This window comes from Nostoc mirabile CHAB5784 (assembly GCF_020829645.1).
GTDB lineage: Bacteria > Cyanobacteriota > Cyanobacteriia > Cyanobacteriales > Nostocaceae > Nostoc > Nostoc mirabile.
In genome coordinates this window covers 61,371-73,658 of the sequence record NZ_JAIVFS010000002.1, presented here as the reverse complement: position 1 = coordinate 73,658, position 12,288 = coordinate 61,371, and the positions used below count along the sequence as shown (strand labels likewise).

9 protein-coding genes are annotated in these 12,288 nt (G+C 40.4%); 6 read left to right on the top strand and 3 right to left on the bottom strand.

Annotation, left to right across the window (positions count from 1 at the left end):
• The first annotated feature begins 60 nt into the window (after nt 1-60).
• From LC653_RS02130 to LC653_RS02105, 6 genes are all read left to right on the top strand, one after another.
• Nucleotides 61-918, top strand: a complete 858-nt coding sequence (locus LC653_RS02130) for an acyl-CoA desaturase (protein WP_229492379.1) — start codon at nt 61-63, stop codon at nt 916-918.
• A 569-nt stretch (nt 919-1,487) separates the two neighbouring features.
• A complete protein-coding gene (locus tag LC653_RS02125) occupies nt 1,488-1,727 on the top strand; it encodes a DUF2281 domain-containing protein (protein WP_104902398.1) in 240 nt (79 codons plus the stop codon).
• A 2-nt stretch (nt 1,728-1,729) separates the two neighbouring features.
• Nucleotides 1,730-2,173, top strand: coding sequence for a type II toxin-antitoxin system VapC family toxin (locus LC653_RS02120; RefSeq protein WP_229492378.1), 444 nt, complete (start codon nt 1,730-1,732; stop codon nt 2,171-2,173).
• Between the two features lie 474 nt (nt 2,174-2,647).
• Nucleotides 2,648-3,703 carry a tRNA dihydrouridine synthase DusB gene (gene dusB / locus LC653_RS02115; RefSeq protein WP_229492377.1) on the top strand — a complete coding sequence of 352 codons (1,056 nt, stop codon included), beginning with the start codon at nt 2,648-2,650 and terminating at the stop codon, nt 3,701-3,703.
• Nucleotides 3,704-3,777: 74 nt separating this feature from the next.
• Nucleotides 3,778-4,332: a Uma2 family endonuclease gene (locus LC653_RS02110; protein WP_229492376.1), complete on the top strand. Its 555-nt coding sequence runs from the start codon at nt 3,778-3,780 to the stop codon at nt 4,330-4,332.
• 551 nt (nt 4,333-4,883) lie between these two features.
• On the top strand, nt 4,884-9,689 hold the full coding sequence (locus LC653_RS02105; protein ID WP_229492375.1) for an nSTAND1 domain-containing NTPase: 4,806 nt from the start codon (nt 4,884-4,886) through the stop codon (nt 9,687-9,689).
• Nucleotides 9,690-9,826: 137 nt separating this feature from the next.
• On the opposite strand, the gene LC653_RS02100 is transcribed toward LC653_RS02105, so the two are convergent.
• The 3 genes from LC653_RS02100 to LC653_RS02090 form a co-directional block, all read right to left on the bottom strand.
• Nucleotides 9,827-10,843, bottom strand: a complete 1,017-nt coding sequence (locus LC653_RS02100) for an ATP-binding protein (RefSeq protein WP_229492374.1) — start codon at nt 10,841-10,843, stop codon at nt 9,827-9,829.
• A 54-nt stretch (nt 10,844-10,897) separates the two neighbouring features.
• Nucleotides 10,898-11,464, bottom strand: a complete 567-nt coding sequence (locus LC653_RS02095; protein ID WP_229492373.1) for a hypothetical protein — start codon at nt 11,462-11,464, stop codon at nt 10,898-10,900.
• 70 nt (nt 11,465-11,534) lie between these two features.
• Nucleotides 11,535-11,894 carry a hypothetical protein gene (locus tag LC653_RS02090; RefSeq protein WP_229492372.1) on the bottom strand — a complete coding sequence of 120 codons (360 nt, stop codon included), beginning with the start codon at nt 11,892-11,894 and terminating at the stop codon, nt 11,535-11,537.
• Nucleotides 11,895-12,288 lie beyond the last annotated feature (394 nt).

Sequence of the window (12,288 nt, the reverse complement as noted above, 5' to 3'; positions counted from 1 at the left end):
CTAGTGGGATTATGCCCAAGAAAAAGCAAATCGCTTCATGATCCATCAACAGGAACTTTTATGACCGCAAATTTTGGGGCGATCGCCCCTGAGAGAGGCAACTCACCTCAACTCAGTTGGACAAATGTAGTATTTTTTGCTACATTTCATGCCTTAGCACTTCTGTCTCCTTGGTTTTTCTCCTGGCCAGCATTAGGTTTGCTAGTGTTTCTGCACTGGTTATTCGGGAGCATTGGTATTTGCTTGGGATATCACCGACTACTGAGCCATAGGAGTTTCCAAGTTCCTAAGTGGTTAGAGTATGCGATCGCCCTTATTGGAGCGTTGGCTTTGCAAGGTGGGCCAATTTTTTGGGTAGGTGGACATCGCCAGCATCACGCCCACACAGAAGACATTAATTTAGACCCCTACTCTGCCCAAAGAGGCTTTTGGTGGAGCCATATACTGTGGATTTTCTACCCGCGCCCAGAATTTTTTGACTATGACACCTATAAAAAATATGCCCCTGATCTAGCAAGACAACCCTATTATTGCTGGTTAGATCGTTACTTCTTGCTATTGCAAATACCCTTCGGGCTGCTGCTATATGCTTTAGGAGGATGGCCTTTCGTATTCTACGGAGTATTTCTCAGATGTGTCTTGCTTTGGCACTCAACCTGGTTTGTGAACTCAGCATCACACTTGTGGGGTTATCGCACCTTTGATGCCAATGATGGCGCTCGTAATCTTTGGTGGGTATCCATCGTAACTTATGGAGAAGGATGGCACAATAACCATCATACTTATCCCCACATGGCAAAATCTGGGTTTTCTTGGTGGGAGATTGATGTTACTTGGTGGAGCATCTTAGTTTTGCAGACTTTGGGTTTAGCCAAAAAAGTTGTCTCGCGTCCTCCTCAAGGTGCAACTCACGGCTAAATTGCAACTAAATTATCATGAATTTGTTATGCCGATTGCTTCCCGCAGTCGGCTTAATAAGCTATTACGCATTCTAATTGCATATTTAGTAGAAACACTTTCAATTGCCGATTCCACGAATGACTAACTACGTAGAATTAAGAATTTTAGCTGTTTTAAAATTGAGAAATCACTCTGCTGCACCTTAATTAAATCACCACAATGCATCGAATTTTAATATTTGGCAATTCCGATCCTGGAAAAAGCACTCTTGCAAATAGACTTGGTAAAGACTTCAGGATTCCAATTCTTGATCTAGATACTATCGTTTGTAGGGCTATTTCATTCTCATCTAGCCCGCCTCAGAATGAATTCTGAGGCTAATAGTCCAAGTCCACTTTAGTGGACTAAAAGCCTTTCTTAGTCCACTAAAGTGGACTTTTGCTAAAAGCCTGTGAACTTCAGTTCTGGGCGGTTTATGTCTAGAACGAAATAGCCCTGCTATCGTTTGGGAACCCTGATGCCTTAGCGATGGATGCACTGTTACAGATTACAATGTGGAAAGTAAGGACGATGATTAGAGGTAGAAGATGACTAGCAAAGAATTATTAATCCAAGAAATAGAAACTTTACCACCAGAATTGTTAACAGAAGCACTTAATTTTATTCGAGAAATCAAAACCAGTCATACAGCAAAACAGTCAAGTACAAATAACTTACGTGGTTCTACAGCTGAAGATTTACTAGAATTTGCAGGAACTTGGTCAGGTGATGATATCAGAGAATGTCTTCAGCTTGTTCATGATACTCGTATGCCACTGGAATTTTAAGAATGTATTTGCTTGACACAAATCATTGCACTTTTTTGATAGAAGGTAAACCAAAAGTTGTCAATCACTTTCGGAAATTAGGTAAAGTTACACTCGCCACCAGTGCTATTGTGGCAGGTGAACTCAGATTCATGGCACAAAACTCCCAACAAAAAACTGCAAATCTCATCAAAATTCGCGCATTTCTCAACCGAATTGATATTTATCCAATTGATGATGAAACGGCAGAAATTTACGGAGATTTCAAGTCTGAAATTATTAAAAAATTTGCAGCCAAAGAAAAGAGTAAACGCAAAACAACTCAACTACAAGAAATTGGCATCGGTGAAAATGACCTGTGGATTGCTGCTACAGCTTTACGCCATTCATTAATTCTCGTTACATCAGATAGTGATTTTCAAAGAATGCGTAAAGTCAGGGAATTTCTTGTAGAAAGTTGGATTTAATTTAGGCTAAAAAACTGGTTGTATATTAAAGAACTTATACCAATTCTGGATGAAGATGCGCCTATAGTGCAAGAAATAAAGAACGAACCGCCAAGAGCGCCAAGTACGCCAAGAAATAATCAATTAAGAGATTTGGCGCAGCTTCACAAAGAAATGGTATTAGCAAGCCCCGCTCCATATTCCTCGTAATTAACCTGTAACAAGGCACGACCTAAGGTGCTATATGAGGGCAGCGTTCTAGCATAAACCGCCCAGAACTAAAGTTCCGCGGCTCAGAGCTACAGCTACTCGCTTAGTGGACTAAAAGCCTTTATGAGTCGTCTTGAGACGACTTTTGCTATTAGCCTCAGAATTTATTCTGAGGTGGGCTAGATGAGAATGAAATAGCCCTATATAACCTACAATTAGCACTAATCGCAGATACCTCTAAATATTCCTGCTATTTTCCATTCCCATTAATTTTTTATTTTTTGTATGATTTCGCTCTCTCCCATTCTCCAAGCTAGACTCTCCCAACCCCTCAAAATTGGCTCCTTCGAGGTAAAAAGTCGGGTTCTCCAGTCGCCTCTTTCTGGAGTGACAGATATGGTGTTTCGCTGTCTCGTGCGTCGCTATGCGCCAGATTCAATGATGTATACCGAAATGGTGAATGCTACAGGGTTGCATTATGTCAAGCAGTTACCCAAAATTATGGAGGTAGACCCAAATGAGCGTCCAATTAGTGTTCAACTATTTGATTGCCGTCCAGATTTCTTGGCAGAAGCAGCAATAAAAGCAGTTGCTGAAGGTGCTGATACTGTTGATATTAATATGGGTTGTCCGGTAAATAAAATCACTAAAAATGGTGGTGGTTCTTCGTTGTTGCGACAACCGGAAGTGGCAGAGGCAATTGTACGGGAAGTGGTGAAAGCTGTTGATGTACCTGTGACAGTAAAAACCCGTATTGGCTGGAATGACAACGAAATTACTATTCTCGACTTTGCCAAGCGGATGGAAGATGCAGGGGCGAAAATGATTACGGTACATGGACGCACCCGCGCCCAAGGGTACAATGGTAATGCTCGTTGGGAATGGATTACCCGTGTAAAAGAAGTGCTTTCTATCCCAGTGATTGGGAACGGAGATATTTTTTCCGTTGAAGCGGCGGTGAAGTGTTTAGAACAAACTGGCGCTGATGGTGTGATGTGTTCCCGTGGAACTTTGGGTTATCCGTTTTTGGTGGGAGAAATTGATCACTTCTTGAAAACTGGAGAGATATTACCGTCACCAACCCCGATTGGGCGCTTGGAATGTGCAAGAGATCATTTACAAGCCTTGTGGGAATATAAAGGCGATCGCGGTGTGCGTCAAGCCCGTAAGCACATGACTTGGTATGCTAAAGGTTTCGTTGGTGCTGCCGAACTCCGAGGACAGTTAAGTGTAGTTGAAAAGGTAGATCAGGGTTTGGCAATGATTGACCAAGCAATTGAAAAATTGGCTAATGGTTATGAACTAGAAGAAGAAACGCAAGGTAGTTTGGTAATGCTTTAAAAAATGAATATTATCAAAATTTTCTTTATTACTCTATACTTTATATATTTAACAAGCCAAAGTGGAGGCTCACAATGTTAGTTTCCAAACACAACGATGTTGTATCCGTCCCTGAAATCCTCTCTTTAGAAGACTTCATGGCAAATCCTCCAAAGGGGATGGAATGGGTAGACGAGCAACTAGTAGAAAAAACAGGGATGACATTAAAACATAGCGAAATTGAATTGAGTCTTGGTTTTTACTGGAGAAGTTACATCAACTCCAATCAACAAGGTGGTAAAGTTTACACTGAAGTACCTTGTCGCACATATAAACAGGGTCGTCGTCCTGATGTGGCTTATCTGACGCCGGATTTAGTAGCTCAGTTTGGCAATGTTCCCACTTTGCCACAGAGTTTCCCGTTGATTGCTGAGATAGTTTCACCCACCGATTTAGCTGAAGACTTATTTCTCAAAGCGCAGGAGTATTTACGGTCTGGTTGCGAGGAAATTTGGTTAGTATTTCCTGACAGTCGGTTAGTTTTTGTAATGACTGATAATCAGGTTTTGGGGTTTAAAGCTGGTGATTTGGTTAGTACTCAAAAAGTATTACTGGGTTTTAGCGTAGTTGTAGACGAATTGTTGGGTTGAAAAGGCGATCGCTTTAGTTAAATAATTTTAAATTTTAGATTGACCGAATAATTATTAATTCATAATTGATGGTCACAAACCCTCCGAAGTAGTCCCTTAAAATCTACTTTTTGAGTAACAGGCCTTATGGATGGACTTTCTGCGCGAGCAGCTAACGCTCTCGTCATCTGACAACCCATCGCCTGAAACCCTTATCAATAGGGTTCGGATAAGGTTTTTTGATGAGAGACCCTCTTATCACAAAGACACGATAAATCGCCGTCTTTACAATAATCAGTCCTTTGTAGAGACGGCGATTTATCGCGTCTCTTTATCGCGTCTCTTTATCGCGTCTCTTGCCTTAACCGAACCGTATTGAAACCCTTATGATTCCGTCAAGTTTCCAAAGTTTTCGATCTACTGAATGTACGTCTGTATAATTAATTCGCCCGACTTGGTTAACTTTTATATCAGTAAGTGGGGATGGCTTTGCTAGCGATCGCTCACTTTTAGTCTAAACTTTAGTAATAAGTGATTAAGGCACCTTGGTAAATTAATTTCAAGGGTGGTTTATGGAAGTATGGGTAAATTTGCAATTTGGCGATGGTGATTTTCAGCAGGGATTTAGTAAAATCAAACTTCAGATAGATGCTTTTTCTACTCATAGTGATACCACGCAACTAGAAATCCAATTACCTCCAGCCGAAGAAATTCCAAATAGCTATGAACGTTGGAAAAAAACCTATAACTTGTTAGTTCAACCTGACAGCAGAGGTTTTAAAAGTAACCAAGTTACAAATGTATCCGCAGATATCTGTTCTGAATATGCTAAGTCTTTACGTGAAAAACTAAATCAATGGCTACTACCAATTAAGTTACAGTTAGAACCAGCAATTACCTCAAATACTAATATTGATATTCGTTTAATTGTCAATACGCACGGAGTTACATCACAACCTACAAAAAACATCTTACATCGCATACCTTGGCAGGAATGTTATTTATTTGACCAACATTCTTCCTCGGAAGTAGCGCTTTCTTTTAAAGATTACCTGCAAAAAACGGCTGGCTCTACAACTAAATTAAAGTCGGAAATTTTCCGAAGAATTAAAATTATCAGTATTTTTGGAGATAGTAAAAACCTGGATACAGAAACCGATGAAAAATTAATTATACAGCTAGAAAAACGAGGTGCAGAAATTATTTATTTGAAAGAACCAAAGCGTGAGTCACTTCAAAAACTTTGGGACGAGCCTTGTGATATTTTGTTTTTTGCGGGACACAGTGAATCTCAAGAGTATGGTAAAAAAGGTATAATTGGCCTGAATCCCCACGAAAGTTTAGATTTAGAAGAAATTCCGCAAACTTTAAAATTAGCAATTAGTAAAGGTTTAAAATTAGCAATTTTTAATTCCTGTGATGGTTTGGGTTTAGCACAACGATTAGCAGATTTAAATTTACCTTACGTCATAGTTTGGCGGGAACCAGTACCGGATAAAATCGCGCACAAGTTTCTCAAGTTTTTTCTTTCTTCTTACGCTGGTGGAGATTCTTTATTTACCGCTGTTTTGAAAGCAAGGGGTAAATTACAAGAACTGACAGGAAAGTCTGAGGGAGAAAAGCCGCTTCCTGGAGTGAGTTGGTTACCGATTATTTGCAAGAATACATTAGAACTTCCTCCCAGTTGGTCAGATTTGGGTGGATTATCTGGGAAGTTACCTGACTGTCCTTATCAGGGTTTGTCGGCGTTTGGGGAAAAAGAGGCAGATTTTTTCTTTGGTCGAGAGAAGTTTGTTGATCAGTTGGTAGCAGCAGTTCAAAGTAAATCTTTGGTTCCTGTGGTTGGTGCTTCTGGGAGCGGGAAGTCCTCTGTGGTGTTTGCGGGGTTGGTTCCGAGTTTACGAAAAGCTGGGAATGTGGAGATTATTTCTTTTCGTCCGGGGAATAATCCTCTTGGTAATTTAGCGATCGCATTAAATCATCATTATCATTCCCCTGCACCACTACAAGGAGAAAATTCAACAGATATACAACGCAGATTAGACCAAATGGTTTTAGAGGTAGACTTGCAGCATGATGAGACAAAGTTGTGTGATGCGATCGCAAGTATTGATAAGAACCTAACCCCCCTACCCCCCTTCCCTACGAGGGAAGGGGGGAATAAGAGTTCACCTCCCCTTGCAGGGGAGGGGTTAGGGGAGAGGTCACATCTAGTACTGATCGCCGACCAATTTGAAGAACTCTACACCCTCGCAGCGCCAGAGGAACGCCAGCCTTTTTTAAATGCATTAATCTATGCGATCGACCACGCTCCTAGATTTACCTTGGTTCTGACGCTGCGGGCAGATTTTTATGGCTATGCTTTATCTTACCGTCCTTTTAGCGATGCTTTGCAGCAGGGAATTTATAATCTTGGCCCCATGAACCGGGAGGAGTTGCGTAGGTCGGTTGAAAAACCAGCACAAAAAATGAAGGTTGTACTTGAGGAAGGGTTGACAGATACTTTAATCAGAGATTTGGGTAATGAATCAGGACGTTTACCTTTACTTGAGTTTACCCTGATGCAGCTTTGGCTCAAACCGAGAAAATGGTTTCTCACCCACGAAGCCTATCAAGAAATTGGTGGTTTAGAGAAAGCTTTGGCTAACTACGCCGATACGGTGTTAGATAAGCTGAGCGAGGTTGATAGAAAACGGGCGGAAAAAATATTTATTCAGTTAGTGTGTCCTGGGGAAGGTACGGAGGATACCCGACGTGTGGCGACTCGAAAAGAGGTAGGGGAAGCAAATTGGGATTTAGTGCAACAATTAGCTGATGCGCGTTTGCTGGTGACTGGTTGTGATGAGACTAGCGAAAACAAGGAAGAGACGGTAGAGATAATTCACGAAGCGTTAATTAGAGAATGGGAAACTTTCCACAAGTGGATTCAAGATAACCGGGAGTTTCGCACTTGGCAAGAGCGCCTGCGAGGAGCAATGCAACAATGGAAAATTAGTAATGACGAAGGTGCTTTGTTGCGTGGTGCGGCGTTGGTAGAGGCCAAAGAAAGGCTAGAAGAACGTCTAGATGACCTAAATCAAGATGAGCAAGACTACATCAAGCAGAGTATTGAACTACGTGAACGTCTAATTAAGCAAGAAAATGAACGCAGAAAGCAACAACTCTTAGCAGCGTCGATAACAACTATATTTTTTGCCGGATTCGCCATCTTTTCTGGTTTTCAATGGAGAAACTCAGAAATTAATCAAATTCACGCCTTGACGGAATCTTCTGAAGCACTATTAGTCTCTAATCAAAAGTTAGATGCGTTAATTAGCAGTTTGCACGCAGGAAAAAAACTTAATCAGCCCTTCTTACAAATATTTCCGCCAACTACCACGCTCAAAGATAAAGTTAAAAGAACTCTGCAAAAAGTTGTTTACCAAGTACAAGAACGTAACCGTCTTAATGGGCATGAAAATGCCAATAATATCAGCGTCAGCTTTAGTCCAGATAATCAACATTTAGTCACTGTTGAAGAAGATGGTACTATCAAGCTATGGGATTTTCAAGGTCAACAGTTGTTAACTTGGCACAAAGAACTACAGATAAATGATATTAGTATTAGCCCAGACGGTCAAAGACTAGCTACTGCTGGAAATGATGGTATTATCACCCTGTGGAACTTGAAGGGTCAGCAATTATCTACTTGGAAGGGTAATCAAGGCTGGATTAGAAGTATCAGTTTTAGTCCAAACGGACAGTTGCTGGCTACCGGAGGAGAAAAAGGCGCTCGTTTGTGGAATTTACAAGGTCAGCAACTGGCAAAATTAGAAAGCGATCAAAATTGGTTCTGGAGCGTTCGTTTTAGCCCAAATGGACAATTATTGGCTGCTGGAGGAAGTGACGGCACTATTGGTTTATGGAATTTACAGGGTCAGCAGTTGGCAAAATTAACTGGTCATAAAAAGACAGTCAGAAGTGTTAGCTTTAGTCCAGATGGTCAAAAATTGGTTACTAGTGGAGATGATGGCACAGTTCGTTTGTGGAATTTGCAGGGTCGAGAATTAAATAAATGGCAAGAAGATCAGCGCGGAGTTTCGTTTGTTAGTTTTAGTCCAGATGGTGAAAAATTACTGATTGGGAGACATAGTACATCTTATTTACGAGACTTGCAGGGTAACGAACTGTCAAAATTTACTCACCTTAAAGGTTCAATTCGTAGTATGAGTTTTAGCTTAGATGGTAAACGACTAGCGACAGCAGGAGATGACGACACTGTTTACTTATGGGACTTGCAGGGTAAGCATCTGTCAGAATTTGATCAGCATCAAAGTCAAGTCAGAGAAGTCAGTTTTAGCTCAGATGGTCAGCGACTAGCTATAGGAGATGATCGTACTATTCGTTTGTGGAATTTGCAGGGTAAAGAATTAAAAACAATTAAAGGGCATTTAGTTACTTTTAGCCAAGATGGTAAGCAAATAGCTACCGCAGAAGATGATGGTACTGTTAGCTTGTGGGATTTTCAAAGCAACCAGTTATTTAAATTTACTACTCATCAAGGTCGAGTCAGAAAAGTCAGTTTTAGCTCAGATAGTCAGCGACTGGCTACAGTAGGAGATGATCGTATTATCCGTTTGTGGAACTTGCAGGGTCAGAAATTATTTCAATCCCCAGTTTTAGCAGATACAAACTTTAACTTTAGAAGTCTTAGCTTTAGCCCAGATGCTTCCTTGTTGGCAGCTATAACAAATGAAGGGTCAATCAGTGTGTGGAACTTACAGGGTCAAAAATTAGTTCAGTCTCCAACACCAGATGTAAACTCTGAGTTTAAAGGTCTTATCTTTAGCCCAGACAGTCGTCTGTTAGCAGGCGTAGCATATAGCAGAGAGGTCAGTGTATGGGACTTACAAAGTGATCAGAAGACTGAAAAAACAATCTTGTATGGACATCCAGGTGGAACTAGTGGTGTCATTTTTTACTCAAATAGTCAACGATTGGCTACCGCAGGAGTTGATGGTGCTGTCCGCTTTTGGGATTTGCAAGGTAAGCAGTTATCCAAATTTACTGCCCATCAAGGTTTGGCTAAGAGTCTTAGTTTAAGCCCAAATGGTCAACAACTGGCTACTGCTGGAGACGATGGTACAGTTCGTTTATGGAATTTCCAGGGTCAGCAGTTGGCAGAATTTTCAGCAAATTCTCGGAAGGTTATTTTTAGTCCAGATGGTCAACGATTAGTTACCGTAGGAGTTGATGGCACTGCTAAGTTATGGCAAATTGAAACGTTTGAGGAATTGTTGAAGCGGGGTTGCGGTTGGGTGGGTGATTATTTGAAGAATAACCCGAATGTTAGTAAGAGCGATCGCACTTTGTGTAACGGTATCGGAATTCAAAAGTAAACTCTTTATACTCTGCCAAAATAGCACTAAGTTTAGGTGGGGAAGTGGGGAGAGATAAAGGGAAGGCGAACACCTGGTAAGCGCTACCAGGTGTGGGCTTTTGTAGGAGTAGTTTAATACTACTCGGCAACTAATCTTCAGGCGTTAGACACAGGTGGTAATTGTACTTCACCTTCTACGGGTTTAAGCACGAATTCTGGCTTGCTAGCTGCCTTATTTGCCTCAATAATCTGGTTCATGGCATCCATCAAATGTGACTGTGTAACTTGCTTGTGTTCCTTAGGTTTATCCTCTTTGGCAGCAGCAACCACTGCTTGGAACACGGCATTTTGTATATCTCTGCCGGATACATCTTCAAATCGTTGGGCAAGTTCGTTGCAATTTACCGATGTATCGAGAGGAAGTTGGCTAGGAAATTGAATCTTCCAGATTTTTGCGCGTGTTTCCTGATCAGGAAGATCAAACTGAATCTGCCAGCGAATTCTGCTAATAAAGGCAGGATCAAAGTTGCGAATCAAGTTTGTCGCAAAAATTACAACACCTTCATAAGCAGAAAGCTGCATAAGCATGACACTACGAGTTAAGTTAACTGCGGTGTCACTCGATTGAGTAACATTTTCTAAACGTTTACCTAGAAATGAATCTGCCTCATCAAAAAACAGAACTGCTTTGTGTTCAGTTGCAAACTCAAAAGCTTTCGCTATATTCTTTGGAGTTTCACCTACATATTTAGACTCAAGTAGTTGATATGGTACCGCCAATATTTTGAGATTGAACGCATGAGCAGTAGCCTCAGCAGAAAGTGTCTTGCCTGTTCCAGGAGGGCCAAAGAAGTTAATCGAGAGGGCTTTACCAAGCTTGTGCTTTTTACCCATTCCCCATTCTCTGTATATCAAGTCTTGATGCTCAAGTTCAGCGAAAACTGATTCCAATTGACGTTTAGTTTCTCTAGGTAGAGCAACATCTTCCAAAGAGTACTCCGGCTCTTTTAGATAAGGAGAAAAATCTATGGTTGAATCTAAACTTTTATTAGGTTCTGATGCTACCCCTACACTACTTGTACTTGTAGAATTCTGACTAAAGCTACCTTGCTGGGCAACGGAGGATACATCTCCGTTATTTTGAAACGCTCTTAAAGGATGTACGCGTGGCATAGGAAGTTACTCAAATTATGAACTAAAGGATAAAATGAATCCAGATTTTTGGAGTTAATCTATCTGAACAATCAAAGTATCAAAGAACAAAGTTTCAAGAATGCCATGATACGGAATTGTTTTGCTCATCACAGATTCTACTCTCTTAAACAAAGGAATATTTGCTAAACTCTCTGGCATTTCAGGCAATTTTACAAACTCTGCAAATAGGGGTCTAAATAGTTTTCTGACCTCTTGCTCCCAGTCGTCAAGTTTATCGTCTTGAACTTTGTTGTCTAATATGTAGATGTTCCTCAATTGAGATGCTGAAATATCCGAAGCAATCTTTAAATCATCTTGATCTAACTCTGGGATTAAATACTCCAAGTTCTGCCTATCGCTCTTAGAGTCATAGAGCCATATTTCAAGATGCTCAAAATTAGAACCTATATTGTGACTGCGCCTAAAGATTTTATCAACTATTAGCTCATTACAGAAATCTCGAATTTTCTCATTCACAGAAAACTCTTCATTTTCCAATTCTCGACCTGGTACACCATGTAATTTGATAGAAGCTAGTCTTCCGGTAGGGTTTGTAGAGCGGAAGTCTATACTAAGATAAACTTTGGTAGATTGTGGCATAGTTTCAATTTAATCAAAGCTAGTTCAACAACAATGAGCTATTTATTTGTCAATCAACTCGCGATTCAAATTAAACTGTTAGTCCAAGTGGATCATTAATCTTAAATACTTGTGAAGTATTCCGTTGATCTTCCCGTGGAATCGGAACTCCATTCGGTGCTTTAGTAATCTCAAAAGTTCGAGATGGTTTTCCATATTGTAATGAGTTTGGATCCCAAAATTCCATGTTTACTATGTCTTTTACTGTCCGGTAGAAAAGAACATAAAATTGTGTTACTACTCCAAAAAAGTATCGAAGAACAGGAGCAATTTGCGCTTCCCAAGAAGATTGAATTCTGGAGACTAGTTGCTGTATCCATGCACTAAAAACTTTTCCTAGCCAATTTATTAAATTATCAAATAGTGTATCTAACCATCTAGAAAATGTCATTATTTCCCTCCACTTAATGCAAGAATAATTCGTGTACTATTAGAGCTAGTTCAGAAGGTAATTGCTTGTTTATTCTGCTTCTACTTCTATATAAGTTCAAGTCTAATCAGCCTATACACTTAATCTGACGCAAATAGAAGTTTACTTTCAATAAACACATTCTCTAACCCTTATATATCAGAGCTTACAAAAATTTGTGTTTCTTCCAGATGTAACACCATTTCACAAAATCTATATGTATCGCGATTAAGGTGACACAGTATAACAGGAGCGATCGCTACCCCCGTCAGAGGCTCACATATTGTATCAAACCTCGATATCGCAGGAGAGTCACGCGCCGCTTTGCTCTCAATTTTTACAAATCATATAGAATTGCTATAGTTTACTACTGACA